The organism is uncultured Gimesia sp., from assembly GCF_963976445.1.
Classification (GTDB): Bacteria; Planctomycetota; Planctomycetia; order Planctomycetales; family Planctomycetaceae; genus Gimesia.
In genome coordinates this window covers 183,209-200,387 of record NZ_CAXBKP010000006.1, presented here as the reverse complement: position 1 = coordinate 200,387, position 17,179 = coordinate 183,209, and the positions used below count along the sequence as shown (strand labels likewise).

Here is a 17,179-nt window from a genome sequence, read left to right as displayed (position 1 = left end):
TATGTGTCCGCCCGCCTGGTTGCGTTTACTTCTATCTCGCAGGTGGATGGGAGTGAGTGAACCATTCAAAAATCAATACGCGAACAATCCAATAGCACGGGCAACCACACAGGGTGGCCCCTATGATTCCAGGCGTTGTTGCAATTTAAAACATTCGCGACAGAACTCTGCCAGTTTCCTGTTGCCTGCGGCAATACCGGATTGCATCCGGTACCACCCGGCATCCGTATTTTGATTCAAATTACTTCAGCGCTTTGATCATTTCTTGTGCTTTGGTTTCGAAGATAGCCTGCCATTCGGGGGCCAGCATGCAGTCGCTGTCTTCCTGGGCACCGCCGACATTTTTGAGCTGATCGGCGGTGGGGGCGTAGTAGTTGTAGCCGTTGGTGTAGCCGGCGACGAACGTGTTTTCGAACGGCGACTTTTTCTTGATGTTCAAGCCGATGTTGACGGTCAGTTCTGCGGGGAACGTGATCATGCGGAAGTCGCCAACCTTAATGCCGAACACTTCTACATCGAGCGTTTTGCCGGCGGCCTGATTGCGGGTCTGGTGCTTGGTCATGAGCCTGAGATTCGCTTTATTCCGCGTCATTTGCTCCATCCTGTAGACGTTGTTGATATAGCGTTCCATGTTTGCACGGTTCTCTGCGTCGAGCTTCTGTAAGCCGTCACGGCCCAGTTTCTGTTCCAGCAGATAGCGGTGCGAATAGTACGACGGATAGTCTTCATAGAGTTTGTACTTCACAATAAGTGGCAGGAATGTCTTCAGGTTCAGACTGGTTCCCTGCAGTGAGTTCAATAGCTTTTCCTGTTCCACCTTAAGTGATGCGATCCGGGTTTCATTGTTGGAACGGGGCACCGCCAGTGTTTCATTCATGACCTTGAGGGAGCCGGCATCAGTGCATTTGATTTTTTTGAGTGCCTTGAGTGTACTGAGGCCGAGCAGGTTACCCAGCGTCTCGGCGTCGCGGGGGTTATCGACGTCTTTGTACTGCGCCGGATTGATATCGCCGCCACAACCTTGCACGAAGAGAGCAATCGCACCGTCACTCAGATTGTCCTCAATAACCTGCGAGGCGAAGCCGCTCATGTCGGCGGTACTGCCTTTACTGGGGACGCCCTGAATGGGATGGACGGCGAAGTTGTAGACAACCGCCAGCGTTTCACCGTTCTTTTTTTCGAGCTTCAGGATGCCGATCTCCGGATCGATGGGGCCGATTTTGGCAACTTCTTCATCCGGTGGCAGCGAGTATGCATGTCGCACGTCGGCTTCTTTACCATTTTTAAGGAACAGGCGACGGTTTTCCATCACGCGGTCTTCGTGTCCGGTGCCGACGCCGACGTTCACGGGAACCAGGTTTTTGGCGGCGGCTTTGATCGCTTGTATGGTCCGCTGTTCGACGTCTTTACATACGCTGCCGTGACAGTGGCTGGCATTGACCATGATGTTTTTCGGCTTGATCTGCAGATCTTTTTCAATTTGTGCTCGGACGTTGCCCAGATATTCGTTGGTGATGGAACCGATCTCGCCGATGGCGACCGCATCGACGGTGACAATGATGGCGGTTGTGTGGCCCTCTTTGATGACCAGAGCTTTCACATACAGTGGATCATTCACTGGCACATTACGATTCGAGATATCCACCTTAGCGGCGCCGGCCAGGAGCTCTCCTGCAGCAGCGATCAGGGGTGACATCAAACTGATGAGTGCGACCAGCAGCATTGCGCAGCTGATTCGGATCGCGTTTTGTGATTGTTTGGCGTGCGCGTGTGAGAAGAAATGATTCATGGTGTCAGGTTTTCTGAGTCTGGTTGAAAAGTGAGGAACCGGGGTGTCAATTCAAACGGGATGATACAAACGGAGCTTCTAATTAGTTTAACCGAGCCACAGACGTTTCAACACCTGTTCTTTCGAAAAAAATGGTGGTAATGAAACTCTGAACGTGACCGGAAGTTTAGGGATTACTTTAAGTCGAAGCTTACGTTGTTTTCTCCCTCCTTGAGATCCGCTTTTAAGTCGGTCGTGGACTGGCTGAGGTATTTTTTCGGCACATTCGACAGGCCCGATTTGGCTTGAGCCTGGGCAGGAGTGAAATTTTCGGGAAGCGAGATAAATACGCTGTAGTTGCCAGCGGGAACAGGGCCATCAAGGGTAAAGGAACCGTCTGACTGCAAATCGCCTCCCGCGCCGGCCCCCACCTGCTCGGAGATAAAATTGACGCGGCAGTCGGTGAGCGGATTTCCCTTGAGCGAAACGGAGCCGGTCACGGTACCCATAGGCTTGGATTCCGCCTGAGTTTCGCCGCAGCCTGACAGCAGGCAGGTCAGACAGACCACAGTTCCCAATCGGAGCCATTGCTGTCGGCCGTAGTGTATCGGTGTCGTAATCATGAGGTGTATTCCGGAATTTAGTGACACACACACCTGTGAAAGTCGCGACAGGTGCGTGCCGAAGCTACTGCAAAAATCGTTAAAATTCGCCGAGCACTTTACCATCGTTCAATGCACCCAGTGCCAGGAGGGTATTGAAGTCGATGTTGTCTGAAAGGAAACGAACGGCTCCATCACCCAGCAGGATATGCACGCCGCCGGTATGAAACGAAGTCAGTGGTCCGTTATTAAATCCGGCGCCGGTATAAGCGGGTTTGGTTTTCGGATTAGGAGAATAACGGATGGTGACGACACCGCCGCCCCCATAGCCGGAACCGCCGCTGGTAGAGACGCCGCGATGCCCGGACCAGCCGCCAGATAAATTCTTGCGGTAGTCCACTCCGGCGATTGAGCCAGAGTCTTCGCCGACCATGATGGTGTTGGAAGTCCCATCGGTGCAGTCGCGCATTTTGCTGGATTTGCTGATCTGCAGCATCCCGTTTTGAGCCATGGCTCCGTAGTAAGTGTTGTCGACTGCGTTGGTATCGAAGGGAGCCGCAGCGGTGTAAGCACCGGCGATTCCGACATAGTCCATCGTCATGCCAACATCCCCTCTATCCTGACCGGGAGAAATGCCATTTGCTGTACCAGCAAAGAACGCGCTCAAAGGGCTGGACGAGCATTTGTAAGAAGGCACCATTGCGTTGTTCAAGACTTCATTGGAGCCAGCACCAGTGCCGTATCCACCGTCGCCGGTCCAGCCGTTGTAGGTATTGTAACCGCGACCGTTAGCGGGAGTTTGAGTTAATTGATTATACAGAGGTGCCTGGTCGAGGTAAGGCAGAATCGAGACACGCCAGTTGGCCTGATAGATGGGAGATTGGGCGCCAATCGGAAAAGTACCGAAGACATCATGATAGTTATGAAACGCCAGGCCCAGCTGTTTGAGATTATTTTTACAGGTACTTCGCCGCGCGGCCTCGCGCGCCTGCTGCACAGCGGGAAGCAGCAAGGCGATTAGAATTGCGATGATGGCAATCACCACCAGTAATTCGATCAAGGTAAATGCTTTTCGTTTCACGTGACCTCATCCTTTTCTAAAATTTATTAAACTATCGAATGGTTTAAAAAAAATGGACTCTCACGTCATGATCGAGCGCGTTATTAAAATAACGTGTTTCGCGGAAACCTCTGGAAACGAATGAACGGTTTGGTTTCCGGAAGTGTCTCAGGTTCTGATAGGCAGCAGACTGGAATCCGCTGACAGGTTCAGGAAAAACCGTTTGGCTAATTTGAGTGCCAGTGTGAAATTCCAGAGTTGCTCTTTCCCACTCTACTCAGTAATCGAAGATGTGATATGTCTTTTTAGACCGAAAGATTTCACAATCGGACATTCCAGAGGCTTGTGGGAGTACACATTCTATTTTCATTCGTAATAGATGTTTATGATGATATCAGACTCGTTTTGTTGAGATGTGATCATTGAGACTGTCGAGGACCCTCTTGGGTACGCTATAATCAGTCGTGCTCTGAAATCTGACAAAACAGGTTCGCTGAACTGATGTGATAGACGCTGTAATGGCAGTGAAAACCAACTCAGGGATCGCGACAGGTTCGCAGAATTAAGAACTATTAATCGAAGTTGTGCACACATGCGTCATCAAGCTTCCGTCAACGGGTCAGACAGATTGCAACCCTCGATTCATCAACGTGAAATCAGTCCGGATGCGGAGAAAACGGATCTCTCTTATTATCTCCCCTCCACACGGCCCCAGCGTCTGGCTTCTCTGAAGCAGAGTTGGAGTTATCTGGCCTATTACCATCCGACCCCGGGGCCCTTTGCGCGGTTTACGTCTGGACATTTTCCGCCGGGCACGACGACGCAGAAGCACAATCATGCTGTGATCGCCATGCATGGGAGTTTGCAGGGACCACTCACGATGTTAACTCCCGATGGCAGACAGCTGCTCGACGCAGGCGATTTCTGTATGATCGGATCGGGCGTGGACCATCACTGGATGAACGAGGGTCCGCATACCGCTTCAACGATCGCCTTTCTGATTGATCCGGAACGGCTGGGAGAGTGGCCGGAAGACTCAGGAATGGTGGAAGCGTGTCGGGAACTGGAAACGCTGGTGACTGGCGTGCACACCATCAGTTCTGTAGGGAACCCTGATCTGCAGCATGCGTTCTGGCGGATGGCGGATATGTTAATTGCCGAACATCCACACCGGAAGCTGGACGTTACCAGCAGCTTACTGGTCTTTCTGTCGCAGGTGCTGGAGCACTTGTCGCCTGCAGTCACCGCAAATACAGAAGATGACATCGCGCTACAGATTCGCCGTCTCTTGTTGAATCGGGTGAATGATCGCTTGACGATCCCACAGGTTGCGCAGGAGCTGCACGTGAGTCCGACACAGGCGAAGACCGCGTTCCGGAAAACATACGGATGCGGCATCATGGCCTATTTTAATGAGATCAAAATCTGGCAGTCAAAACGGATGCTCTGTAATCCTTCGATGACCATTGATCAGATCAGTCGCAAGCTGGGATTTTCTTCGCCCGCTTATTTTACACGCACGTTTCGCAAGTTGACGGGGGAGACCCCCAGCGATTTTCGCAGTAAACGGTCGGAAGACAAATAGCAGATTCTTACGGGAAAAGCTGCCTGGTAAACTGAGCGTACGCTTGCGTCAGTTTGCCTCGTGCTTCGTAGATCAAACCGTTGTGGCTGCCCTGCTCGATTGAGATCATCTGTTTGGGAATGCCGGTCGCGGAGGCGGGCGAAGCGGCGTCGAACAGTTTTTTGCCTAGCACATAGGGGACGATCTGGTCTTTCGTGCCATGAATTACAAGCAACGGACAGACCACATCGGAAATTACGGACTGGCTGGGGTACTGGTCCCAGAGCAACCAGGAAACGGGGATCCAGGGATAATGAAACGAGGCGGCATCGACCATCGAGCTAAACGTGGAACGCAGCATCAGTCCCGCGGGTGGCGTGTTCTGTTGGCAGAGTTCGCTGGCGAGTAACGTCGCGACGCCGCCTCCCAGCGATTCGCCCATCAGAATAATCCGATCCGGGTTTACTTTGCGATCGCGGACCGCGTACTTCCAGAAGGCGCGGGCGTCGTTGAGCAAACCGGCCTGGCTGGGGCTACCCGGGTTCTCGGCATAGCCGCGATAATCGAAGGCGAACACATGCAGGTTGAGACTGGCCAACAGTCGACAGGTTTCGATGCGGTGCAGACGGTTTCCGCCGTTACCGTGGAACAGAATCACTACCGGTTGTGCTTTCGCCAGTTCCGCGTCACAGCCAGCACGATCATTACAGGCGACTTGCCCTGCCAGAAAATGCCAGCCTTTGAGATCGAGACCGTCTTCCGTTTTGGTGGAAATCTCATGTATCACACCGAAGGGAGCATTGGCCTGATCGACGGATAAAGAGGTGACCCGCGTGGGTTGATAGATGAGCCAGCGTTGTACAAGCATCAACAGAATCAGCAGGAGTGCATAAAATGCGAACATCCGCCAGAGATAATAAACGAGCATTTGTTTCCCGGTTAGTGGTTTATCAAACATCCTGCGTGGTAAGGGGACCAGCCACGGTAGCCAACGTTTCCAAGCTGATTGTGATTTCGTATTCATGGGTCATCGAGATGGATCAAACAATGTGATAAGCGATTACTTCCCTTCTATTCTATACGAGCGATTCACAAATGCCAGAGGAGATCTTTCCCGACTGCTCACCCAGATCTGAAATAATCATTTCTATTTTCGGCTCGAGCCATTAACATAGAACCTCACACGACACCTTCTCTCAATGACATAGGATCAACATGTTGAATCATCGGCTGGAATCACTGCTTGTTTTAACAATTCTGTTCTGTGTGGTCGTAATATCTTCCAGTCGCCTGCAGGCGGAAGAATCACCTCAATTTTATGATCCCGTCGAGCAACAAATCGAAGGTTGGACCGTGGCCGTCGATCCGTTGTTACTCTCACAAGAACATGCGGAGACGGGAAAAAAAGCGTTAGCAGCCTTGGCGAATCACCTGCAGCGGGTCAAGTATATTGTTTCGGAAGAACGTATTGCTGACCTGCAGAAACTACGGATCTGGGTTGAGCTCAAGAACTCGAAACTGGGCAATATGCAATACCATCCTGACAAAGGCTGGTTGATTGCGCACGGGCATGATCCGCGTCTGGCAAAGCACGTGCATATTCCGATCGCCGAACAACTGTTGGCCCGGAACATGTGGGCCAAGCATCCGTACGTTGTGCTGCACGAACTGGCGCACGCGTATCACGATCAAGTGTTGAGCTTCGATCAGGCCGACATTGTTGCAACGTTCAACGCCGCGAAAGAAAAAGGCATTTATGAAAGTGTGTTGGTACATACGGGCAAAAAAGTACGGCACTACGGCTTGAACAATCACAAAGAATATTTTGCCGAATCGACTGAAGCCTACTTCGGTGTGAACGATTTCTATCCGTTTGTCCGCGCAGAACTCCAGGCGCACGACCCGACGATGTTCGCACTGCTGGTCAAAATCTGGGGCCCAATTCCATAGGGATGTCCGTAGTGTCAGCCATTATTCTGAGCGGTACGGCGCTAGCCGCTGTTGTGTGAATGGTTCTATTTTCCCTACCGGCGGTTAGCGCCGACCCGATCATTTTCGATACGAAACAGCTGCCGTGTGGCACCGTCGGCTGGTTCCAATCGTGAGAGTTGAGGGAGACAAATTCGAACCGAACACAGTGGTCTGAATCGCGATACTACGGTCCATAGTGATCCAGGAACATACTCACCGTCGATTTCACGACCGTCTTCTTTTGCTGTGTTGTTAACAGAGGTTCTCTACCGATCAGTGGTGGCCAAAAGGCAAAGGATTGAATGAGACCGAGAAACTGCTTTGCAGCGAGTTTCGAATCAGGCACGCGTAACTGACCTGCTTTGTGAACTGCTTCGAACCAGAGAATCAACCCCGCTTCGATCTGCGTCGATTCCATCATCATTTCGCTGGCGATTTCGGGCGACTGCAGAAATCGAGAAAGCGTGACGCGTGCCAGATCCTGAAATTCCGTGGATGACATCAGTTCGACGGCGGTCTTGCCAATCGCGGTCAGTTGAGTTGCAATCGATTTTTGTGGATCAAAGTCGAATTCTTCCAGCATCTGGCATCGAGACATTAGTTCAGAAACAATGGCGACAAACAATTCTTCCTTGCTGGGAAAATGATTGTAAACCGTTCTCTTGGAAACAGATGCGACTTCTGCTATCCGGTCCATACTGGTGTTATCATAACCGTTGCATTTTAGCTCTGAAACAGCGGCTTCGATAATCGCGGCCCGTTTCCGGTCGGTCAGTCTGGTTTTGTTTCCCGATGGTTGCTTCATAAAAAGTACACTTTGCGGTTTACTTACATTAAGATAAAGATACACTGCTCAGTGTAGTTTACTTGCGATTGTTTTAAAATACCTTTTGCGATCACGGAAACCATGAACGTCTCCCGATCAGTTCTGCTAGTGGCTGTTGCTATCTTATCAACAGCCTGTGAATCATCCAGTCAAAACGAACGAAAACCGAAAGCACCGCGGCCCGTCACCGTTTTGTTACTGCATCAGACGACGCCGGCATCCCAGTCCCTGATGACCGGATCGGTGGGCGCCTGGAAGACCGAAAAAATTGGTTTTGAAATATCAGGGCGCGTCGCACGTCTACTGGAACCAGAAACCGAAATCGAGGGGCGCGTTGTCGATCAGCAGAATGGCAAAGTTCTGGTGCCTGGAACGATTCTGGCGCGGTTGCACGATGAACAATACCGAATTGCGGTCGACTTGGCCCGGGCTGCCATGGATGTGGCCATTCAGCGAAAAAAAGCGATGGACGTAGAAATTGCTGAAGGCATCCCCGCCCGCCTGGCTTCTGCAAAAGCAGAGCAGCAACTGGCTGAAGCTGATTCAAAACGGACCATCAGTCTGGTCAACAAAAAAGTAGCCACCCGTTCCGAATATGATCGGGCGATGGCGGAAGTGCTGACCGCGAATGCCGGAGTGGCGAATATTGAAGCGGAACTCAAAACCAGAAAGGCCGAACTCCGTTCGCAGGAAGCGGAAATTGAAAAAGCCCGCTTTCAGTTGGCAGAAGCAGAGCGGAATTTACGCGACACGGTTCTGTACTCATCCTTTCGGGGGCAAGTAGCTCATGTGGAGGCGGTCCCCGGTAGTTACCTGGACGCGGGAGACCCGGCGCTCACCATTCAGATTATGGACCCAATCAAGGTGGAGCTGGAACTTTCCGCCAGCATGTCCCGGAACTTCAGACGGGGCGATACCGTGCGGCTCTACGCAGGTGGCAGAAATGATCAGGGAACCAAACTCGAAGGTTATGTCTACATGACCGATCCGAACGCAGACGCGGAGACCAGAACATTTACTGTGACATTACTGGTCAGAAACCGGAAGACACAACTCAAGATCCCTGCTGAATACCAGTCCGAACGGATCGCCCGCACCAAAGATATCTGGCCACTGAATTTCGCCCCAATCGTGCAGGGGGGAAACATGTTGATGACGGAGGAGAATGCAATCCGCCACGATGCGGAAGGTGCCTTTCTCTGGAAGATTACCAACCGCCGGGCGAGTGATGTCTCGCACGAGTCAAGTCGGGTGTTGAACGTGGAAAAGATTCGCATCACGCCGGGAAACATGCGAATCCCCTTTCTGGGAAACTGGAATTTCGTGCCGGTGACCGTTCAGAAAGGAGAGAATATTGATCCGGAGAACGATTTGGTGGCTGGCGAATTAACGGTCAGTCAAGGGAAACCGGATCAGTGGGACGGCACACATATTCTGTTGGACGAATCTAGCTGGCTGCTCAGACCTGGAGATACCGTACGTGTCAGTCTGCAGAATGAAGAAGGAAAACCGGGTCTTTATGTGCCGATGAAAGCAGTCCGACATCATTCCGGTAAGACTTCCATTTTTATCATTGAACAGGACTCGGAGGCTCAGACGATTGCCCGCGAGATCGAAGTCATCCTGTCGGACAAGAGTTTCGCCTCTTCACAGGATACGCTGCTGCGTCAGATCAGACCGGCTCCCGGGTTCTCCTTACCAGAACACGCACAGGTCGTTCTGGAAGGCATGCCCTTTTTGAGCGAGGGAGAACCGGTCACAATAGTAAGGCAGCCGGAGGTCATTCGATGAATTTACTGCCAGAGTTCGCTATCCGCTACCGTACGATTGTCTTCACCGTTGTTTCATTGCTGGTCATCTGGGGGATTATCTCCTTTCAGACCATGCCTCGCCGCGAAGACCCTGAGTTCACGATTATGACCTGCGTGGTCACAACACGCTGGGCTGGGGTTTCTGCCGAAAAAGTAGAAGAGTTGATCACTGACCCACTGGAAGAGGTTCTGGATGGCATTGAAGAAGTTGACGTTTTGCGGTCCACTTCCATCAACGGTCTATCGACGATTTTTGTCGACTTGTATGACAATGTTTCTCCCTCCCGCGTCGATCAGGTCTGGGATCAGGTTCGTGCGCGGGTGCGAAATGTAGAGATGCCTGAAGATGACATCACGCCGATTGTCACTGACGATTTTGGAGATACCAGCGTCATTCTGTTTGCGATTTACCAAACTCCTCTGCCCGGCGAAACGGAGATTAACCCTGCGCATGTCTATAGCGACCGTGATCTGGATCTCTTTTCGGAACAGGTGCGCGATGCGCTGCGATTGTTGGATGGCGTCGCCAAAGTTCAACGCTTCGGTGTACGTGAAGAAGCGATCTACATCGAAACGGACGTGGGCACCTGGTCCAAGTTGCGGCTGACAACTTCAGACCTTGAAGATCTGATTTCCGCCCGGAATATTATTGAAGCGGGCGGGTTACTTGATACGGGCGATGGTCGTTTTTACGTCAAACCGGGTGGGAAACTGGATGGTGTGAATGAAATCAACACGATTGTGGCCGACATGGCCAGCAGCGATAAAGGCGCCAACCAGGTTTATCTGAACGACCTCGGTCTGAACGTCAGGCGGGCTTACCAGGACCCCGCTTCACTGATCTGCCGCTATTCTGATCCGGAAACATCGCAGTCAGCGGTCATCGTGGGGGTTACCATGAAGTCCGGCTCAAACATCATCGATATTTGTGGCGCAGCGAAAAACCGCTTGCATGAACTTCAGAACGTAACCTATGAACTTCCCCCCGACTTGGGGCTGGTTCCGATTTCCGATCAGTCGGAAAGCGTCAATGCCCGGATTCATGCCGTGGTCATCAACGTCATCGAAGCGGTGGTGATCGTGATTGTCGTGGTGTATCTGGTCGTCGGGTTCCGGACTGCGACCGTGATGGCCGCCAACATCCCGTTTGTGACTCTCGTCTCGATTGGTATTATTACTCTGTTCGGAGTTCAGCTGGAGCAGATGTCGCTGGCGTCGATCATCATTTCCCTCGGTCTGCTGGTCGATAATGCGGTGCAGATTTGTGATCAGTCTCGCACCAATCAGATGGCAGGCATGAAACCGATTGAAGCCAGCGTCAGTGGTGCCCGGATGCTGGCGGCTCCCATGCTGAACGGGACCCTGACCACCATCGCGTCATTCGTGCCGATGGTGATTTTCTTTGAGGGAGGCAACCGCGAGTTTATCTACAGTCTGCCGGTCACACTTTCAGTCATGCTGGCTGTCAGCTGGGTGCTGGCGATGACGTTCTGCGTGATCCTTGCCGCTATGTTTATCCGGCCGCCCGTAAACAAAGACGAACCCAACGCGCCGCTGGTCCGCAGCTTTTATTGGGTTAAGAATTTTATTTTCCGTAAACAGAAACCAGCCGAATTCTCCTGGAAATCGGAGAATAAACACTACATCAATCATATCTACGGGGCTCTGGTGCAGCAGGCCATCCGGCACAAATTTATTACGCTGGTGGTTTCGGTCGGGTTGTTTTTTCTGGCGTTGAAGCTTCCCGTGAGTAGTGAATTCTTTCCCCAAGGCGAACGGGATCAGTTTGTTGTCGGCGTCTGGCTGCCCGAAAATGTCGGCATTGAACAGACGAATCAGGCTGCTTTGCAGGTGGAAGAGCTGCTCAAAAAATTAAGTCCAATCACCGACGAATCCGGAAAAAAAGTCGAACGGTTGCGTGCCATGCGGACCCTGGTCGGGGGAGGGGGCTCGCGCTGGTATCTTTCATGGAATCCGGAATCACGGAAAGCGAATTACGCGGAAATTCTCATTCGTACTTCTGATCCGAAGCTGACTCATGACTATGCGCAGCGTGTCCGGGAAGTCGCACTGAATGGGGATTCGGAATTGGGTATTGCGCCGCTGCCCGGTATTCGTGTTGTGCCGATGGAGATGATGCTGGGGCCGCCGGCTGCGCCGGTCGCGCTGCGGATTACCGGTGATGGTTTTGCTGATATGCAGAAATTGCGCGACGTTGCCGATCAGATGAAAAAGCTGATTCGTGAGCAGCATGATACCTGGAACACACATGATTCCTGGGGCGCCGATGGTTACCAATTGCAGGTCAACGTGGATGAAGACCTCGCGAATCTGGCCGGGGTTACGAACTCTCAGATTGCCGCCACGTTGAATACGTATTACTCGGGGCGGCAACTGACCATGTTCCGAGAAGGTGACTATTCGGTTCCCGTCTACTTCCGCCTGATTCCCGAAGGTCGGAAATCGGTCTCGTCTATCGAATCCGCTTTTATCGAGGGGATGAAAGGCAAGGTTCCCATTAGCGCGATTGCTTCCTTTGACTATGGCTGGGAACCTGCGGTGATAGAACGCCGCGATTTAAATCGAACGATCGAGGTCAGTGCCCGGGTGGAACCGGGGGCGTCCGGCAATGATGTGGTGAGCCGGGTCATGTCGTCACCGGAGTTTCAACGGATCGAGGCTAATCTTCCCAATGGCTTCCGAATTGAAATTGGCGGGGCGCTGGAAGAATCAATGCAGGCGAGCGTGATGATGCTGAAAGCCTTTGGCATGTCATTCATCGCTATCTTGCTACTACTGGTGATACAGTTCAACAGTATTTCTAAAGCGATAATGATTATCTTCACCCTGCCTTTGGCACTGATTGGCGCGCTGCTGGGACTGTATCTGACTGACAATCCCCTGGGATTCATGCCGCAATTAGGAATTCTATCGCTGTTTGGAATCGTACTGAATACGGCGATTATCTTTATGGAGTTCGCTGATTTTCAGATTGCGTCCCGTGCTGCAAAAAGCGATGGGCAAGGTCCGATTGGCGGTCTGACTCGCGATGAGTTCCGCGACTGCCTGGCCGAAGCCGGCAAGCAGCGACTGCTCCCGATCTTTCTGACCACCGCAACTACGGTCGGAGGCCTGCTGCCCCTGGCATTAGCTGGCGGCCCGTTGTGGGTTGGCATGGCCTGGCTGATGATCGTCGGTCTGCTGATGGCCACGCTACTGACGTTGTTTGTTATCCCTGCGCTCTACGCCATCATTGTTGAGAATCTGCATATTAACCCGCTCAATACACCGCTTGCCGACGCAGAAGATCCGCCGCTGCAGGCCAGTCTGACAACTTGAATTGAGTGGACCCGTCTGACTACCCGACTAAGAACGGTCAATTTATCTTCAGGATCTGTGCGAACTGTTTAAACCATTCGCAAGTCAGCAAGTCGATACCTTAACACCGCGCGCTGTCACAGGCCCCCGCTCCTCGAACTGAAATGGGATCGCTTCTCTCTGAATCAATGCTGTGTCAGCCTTCTGTTATTTTTTAGTGTGAATTGTGTCTTTTGTGGTCGAGCGGAGTCTTCTCGTTATAATAGTCTCCAGTAATAATGACTCAATCCTTCGCCACTAGAAAGTGAAATTGATTCCGGGAACCCCTTGTATTTGCTTGCTTTAGATTCCTTCAGTAATATGACCGGGTCTATCCTCATGGTAGACGGTAGTTTGTCCTGTAACGCTTTATAAAAAGAATGAGAGAACCGATGAAAGAATCACTGATTTTGATTCCGGGTTTGGGGAGCACCAACGTTACCTGGCACCATCAGGTGCAGCATCTGGGAGATCTGTTGGACGTGCACGTGAAAGTGATGGATCAGGCCTTGCGTAGGGACGAATTAGTCGCTGCACTGCTCAGCCAGGCGCCTGAGCGATTTTGTCTGGCGGGACATTCATATGGAGGCTGGCTGGCACAAGCGGTTGCCGCCGCCGCTCCAGAACGTGTCTCAAAACTAATGCTGTGCAATACATTTGCCCGAAACAATCCAGAGCATATCGGATTACTCGAACAGTTTAAGGAAAATATTCAACAGAATCTGCTCAGCGAATCACTGGATGCCAGTCTGGAAAGCATTATTTATCCGGATCGGCTTGAAGATCAGGAACTCGTGACACCACTCCAGGAAATGCTGAAAGGATTTTCTCCTGACGCTTATATTAATCAGATTCAGGCAATGATTGATGATTATGCAACAGAGTCTTTGCTGCCGCGGATTTCCTGCCCGACTCTGGTTGTGGATGCCCGGCAGGATAACCTCTTTCCGGCCGGCGAGCTCCCGTTTATCGCAGATCAGATTCAGGATGCAAAGCTCACCGTCATCGAAGAGTGCGGCCACATGTCGCCCCTGGAACGCCCCCAGGCCATTACCGCGTTGATGCGCCTGTGGTTTGCATCGTAAGTACGATACCAACAGCGATACTTTTTAAAACAACCACTGCTGTCCCTTGCCGGTCGTCGGCGGTTTGAATTGCGAAAAGTCTAACGCCGGCAGACGCTGGTCTAGCTCGTACTTGCGGGTGAAGACTTGAAACAGACTGCGAATCTGTTCGGCAATCTCACCTGTGCCCCGCATACGGCTGCCGAATTCCGCGTTACTTAGTTTGCCCTCGCGCGTCTGTCTGATGCGGCTCAAAATGCGTTCCTTGCGTGTGGGCTGTGTCCGCTCCAGCCATTCCAGAAAGACTGGCTCCACGGTTAATGGTAATCGCAGCAAAATATAACTGGCCGACGTGGCCCCTGCCTCTTTCGCTACTTTTAAGATCGCGGGGATTTCATGATCATTCAAACCCGGAATAATGGGTGAGACCATCACCTTCGTCGGCACACCTGCTGCAGAGAGTTCGCGGATCGCCCGCAGTCGGGCTGCTGGAATACTCGTGCGTGGTTCCATATCACGGGCCAGCTGCGCATCGAGTGTCGTGATGGAGACACTCACATGAATTAAATCTCGCTCCGCCATGGATGCCAGCAGATCCAGATCCCGAACGACGAGCGCATTTTTCGTAACGATTCCCACCGGTTGATTCGCCTCGGACGCGACTTCCAGACATTGTCGCGTTAACTTGAATTCGCGCTCGGCGGGTTGATAGCAGTCGGTGATCCCGGAGAACGCGATCAACTCCGTCTCCCAGTCGCTGCGGCTCAGAAAGTCACGCAAGAGTCGCGGTGCGTCGTGCTTGATCATGATTTTCGTTTCGAAGTCAAGCCCCGCGTTATACCCCAGATATTCATGAAATGGGCGAGCATAACAGTAACTGCAGCCATGCGCGCAGCCGCGATAAGGGTTGACGCTATAACGAAAATTGAGGTCGGGCGAATCGTTCTCGGTGACAATCGATTTCGCATGATCGGCGATGTATTCAATCCGTCGCGGCTGAGAGAGATATTCGTCATCCCACTCCAGTTGCGCCAAATCCGGTTCCGAGTAGGTTGTCTCAAACCGGTTAGGCGGGTTTATATTCGAACCGTGACGCATGTCTTGCCTGACTCGTGAAAACGACTTTAATGATCAAGTACCTCTTCTTTATATGAGATCACCCGTGTGCTGGGAAGCAGTTTTTCAGAGAAATCAAACGCGATCTTCCCAGTTTCTGAGCGGCTCGGCGCCAGCCGCCGTTTTTGTATTTGGTTGTTGGTATTAAAAACGATGGCTGGCGCCATTCCGCTCATTAGAGAATGAAGAGGCGATTATTTTTCCATGTTCTCACTGATCGCCTTATCCACGATCATTTCTGCTGTCGGCTCTGAAGTTCCGAAAATATTATCGGGATAGAAGAGCAGATCCGATCCCCCTGGATGACTGCAATTATATTGAAACGCGATGACTCGCAGAATCGACTTGGCTTCGCTCTCTGCCGGTTCTGTCAGAATGCGTTTGACCAGCGCCAGTAGTTCCTTGCGGGTCAATGGCTGTTGGGCCTCTGTCATGCCCAGGCAGAGATCGACGATCAACTCTGATGGATAATTCGAGCCGCAAAAATCTTCCAGGTACTGACCGGTATCCGGAACCAGCGTATCAAACTCTTCAATCAACAGATCGCGGTTGCCGTTCTGTTCTATTTCGTCGCTCAGTTGCTCGACCAGTTCTATCAGTCGGTCTCGGTCTGCCATCGGATTTCCTGTTTATGAGATTAAAGAGTCAGCCTCTGGTTGTGCTTTTATGAGATCCCCTTCCAGCGTCCGTTCCAGCAGCATATCGTAGACCGGTTTGCTGCCCATTGACTGTGCGACGATGCTGGCTGTCATGCAGGTGATGATCATCGCCGGTAGTAGATTGAAACTGGCGGTCATCTCGGCCACCAGTACGATGCCCGTCAGCGGTGCGCGGACCGTCGCGGCGAACAGAGCGCCCATCGCGGCAATCGCACAACTGCCGGGATAGATATGCGCGTGCGGTGCAAATTCTTGCGCGACATAGCCGAAGCTGGTTCCCAGTAAAGCACCCAGCGCCAGCATCGGAGCAAAGATGCCCCCGGGAACGCCCATCGAATAACTTAAAAATGTCAATACTGCTCGCACAACAAGTAAGGCTATCAGAAAACTGAGCATGGGCGATTTATCAAAGATTTCTTTGACAAGTGCTTCACCGCCGCCCACATATTCGGGTGCGACTATCATCAGTGCTCCGACGACGGCTCCGACCGAACAGGCAATCACCTGCATCACGCGTCTGTTCAGCCCATCAGAAATTCGCAGGCACTTGAGCAGTACTGTATTGAATCCGGCTCCCAATACGCCGATCAACGCGCCCAGTAGCAAATAGAAGGGCAACGATGTGAGCAGGTTTTCCGGTGGTGGGAATTTCGGCAGCCAGGTCTGGAGCTGAGCTGGTAACTGTGGCATTGTGCCGAACACCTGGTCGTTCACAATATTCGCAGTGATACTGGCCAGGATCACCGCGTGCAGTGAAACGAAATTGTACTTAAACCGCCGCCGCATCTCCTCGATCATAAAAAAGATCGCACCGAGCGGTGCGCTAAAGGCAACGCTCAAACCGGCGGTGGCCCCGGCAGCAAGCAGTGTATTCATCGTCTCATCATTGGATCCGGCTTTCTCGCCCACGATCTGACCAACACAGCCTCCTAAATGAATCGTTGGTCCTTCTCGCCCTAGAACCAGCCCCGCGCCCATCGACAGCACGCCGCCAACAAATTTAATGGGGAGCAGATGCCGCCAGCGCAACGGCCGCAGGCCTGACATGATACCTTCGATTTCCTGAATTCCGCTCCCTGCGGCTTCTGGAGCAAAACGGCGGACCAATAGGGCAGCGATTCCTACCATGACGGCGCCAAGTGCAGCCGCGATGAGTATCGCCAGCGTTCTGTGATGGGAAAATTGATCTGCGATCATGTTAAACAACAGTGACGTTGTCTGCACACTATAATGAAAGGCCGACCCTAACGTGCCGACGCCCAGCCCAATAATCAGCGCCAGCAGGTAAACCCGCATCGCTGCTTTCAGTTCCGATCGCCGTTTCAACTCTGCTTCATGCATGTCCGTATCCATGTGCTGGCTTCAGCTGCGTATTTTAAAA

General features: G+C 52.1%; 13 protein-coding genes. 5 read left to right on the top strand and 8 right to left on the bottom strand.

Features of this window, described 5'->3' with window-relative positions; translation table 11 throughout:
- Positions 1-241: 241 nt before the first annotated feature.
- The 3 genes from AAC022_RS09190 to AAC022_RS09180 form a co-directional block, all read right to left on the bottom strand.
- Entirely contained in the window at positions 242-1,789 is a 1,548-nt protein-coding gene (locus AAC022_RS09190) for a hypothetical protein (RefSeq protein WP_339730297.1), read from the bottom strand.
- 173 nt (positions 1,790-1,962) lie between these two features.
- The gene (locus AAC022_RS09185) at positions 1,963-2,391 is read right to left on the bottom strand and encodes a hypothetical protein (RefSeq protein WP_339730296.1); all 429 of its coding nucleotides are present in this window, start codon (positions 2,389-2,391) and stop codon (positions 1,963-1,965) included.
- Positions 2,392-2,470: 79 nt separating this feature from the next.
- On the bottom strand, positions 2,471-3,451 hold the full coding sequence (locus AAC022_RS09180; protein ID WP_339730295.1) for a DUF1559 domain-containing protein: 981 nt from the start codon (positions 3,449-3,451) through the stop codon (positions 2,471-2,473).
- 571 nt (positions 3,452-4,022) lie between these two features.
- Between AAC022_RS09180 and AAC022_RS09175 the strand changes: the two genes are divergently transcribed.
- Entirely contained in the window at positions 4,023-5,015 is a 993-nt protein-coding gene (locus AAC022_RS09175; protein WP_339730294.1) for an AraC family transcriptional regulator, read from the top strand.
- 7 nt (positions 5,016-5,022) lie between these two features.
- Here AAC022_RS09175 and AAC022_RS09170 read toward each other — a convergent pair whose 3' ends face one another.
- Positions 5,023-6,018 carry an alpha/beta hydrolase gene (locus AAC022_RS09170; RefSeq protein ID WP_339730292.1) on the bottom strand — a complete coding sequence of 332 codons (996 nt, stop codon included), beginning with the start codon at positions 6,016-6,018 and terminating at the stop codon, positions 5,023-5,025.
- Positions 6,019-6,209: 191 nt separating this feature from the next.
- Between AAC022_RS09170 and AAC022_RS09165 the strand changes: the two genes are divergently transcribed.
- A complete protein-coding gene (locus AAC022_RS09165) occupies positions 6,210-6,944 on the top strand; it encodes a metallopeptidase (protein WP_339730290.1) in 735 nt (244 codons plus the stop codon).
- A 205-nt stretch (positions 6,945-7,149) separates the two neighbouring features.
- Here the strand turns inward: AAC022_RS09165 and AAC022_RS09160 are convergent, their stop codons facing one another.
- Positions 7,150-7,770 carry a TetR/AcrR family transcriptional regulator gene (locus tag AAC022_RS09160; RefSeq protein WP_339730288.1) on the bottom strand — a complete coding sequence of 207 codons (621 nt, stop codon included), beginning with the start codon at positions 7,768-7,770 and terminating at the stop codon, positions 7,150-7,152.
- 102 nt (positions 7,771-7,872) lie between these two features.
- Between AAC022_RS09160 and AAC022_RS09155 the strand changes: the two genes are divergently transcribed.
- The 3 genes from AAC022_RS09155 to AAC022_RS09145 all read left to right on the top strand — a co-directional run bounded on the left by AAC022_RS09155 (position 7,873) and on the right by AAC022_RS09145 (position 14,044).
- Entirely contained in the window at positions 7,873-9,582 is a 1,710-nt protein-coding gene (locus AAC022_RS09155) for an efflux RND transporter periplasmic adaptor subunit (RefSeq protein WP_339730287.1), read from the top strand.
- A complete protein-coding gene (locus AAC022_RS09150) occupies positions 9,579-12,941 on the top strand; it encodes an efflux RND transporter permease subunit (protein WP_339730286.1) in 3,363 nt (1,120 codons plus the stop codon). The genes AAC022_RS09155 and AAC022_RS09150 overlap by 4 nt, the downstream gene beginning before the upstream one ends.
- A gap of 410 nt (positions 12,942-13,351) precedes the next feature.
- Entirely contained in the window at positions 13,352-14,044 is a 693-nt protein-coding gene (locus AAC022_RS09145) for an alpha/beta fold hydrolase (RefSeq protein ID WP_339730285.1), read from the top strand.
- Between the two features lie 24 nt (positions 14,045-14,068).
- Here the strand turns inward: AAC022_RS09145 and AAC022_RS09140 are convergent, their stop codons facing one another.
- The 3 genes from AAC022_RS09140 to clcA all read right to left on the bottom strand — a co-directional run bounded on the left by AAC022_RS09140 (position 14,069) and on the right by clcA (position 17,151).
- Positions 14,069-15,121 carry a PA0069 family radical SAM protein gene (locus AAC022_RS09140; RefSeq protein ID WP_339730284.1) on the bottom strand — a complete coding sequence of 351 codons (1,053 nt, stop codon included), beginning with the start codon at positions 15,119-15,121 and terminating at the stop codon, positions 14,069-14,071.
- A gap of 212 nt (positions 15,122-15,333) precedes the next feature.
- Positions 15,334-15,756, bottom strand: a complete 423-nt coding sequence (locus tag AAC022_RS09135) for a bacteriocin immunity protein (RefSeq protein WP_339730283.1) — start codon at positions 15,754-15,756, stop codon at positions 15,334-15,336.
- A 12-nt stretch (positions 15,757-15,768) separates the two neighbouring features.
- On the bottom strand, positions 15,769-17,151 hold the full coding sequence (clcA, locus tag AAC022_RS09130) for a H(+)/Cl(-) exchange transporter ClcA (protein WP_339730282.1): 1,383 nt from the start codon (positions 17,149-17,151) through the stop codon (positions 15,769-15,771).
- Between the last annotated feature and the right edge of the window lie 28 nt (positions 17,152-17,179).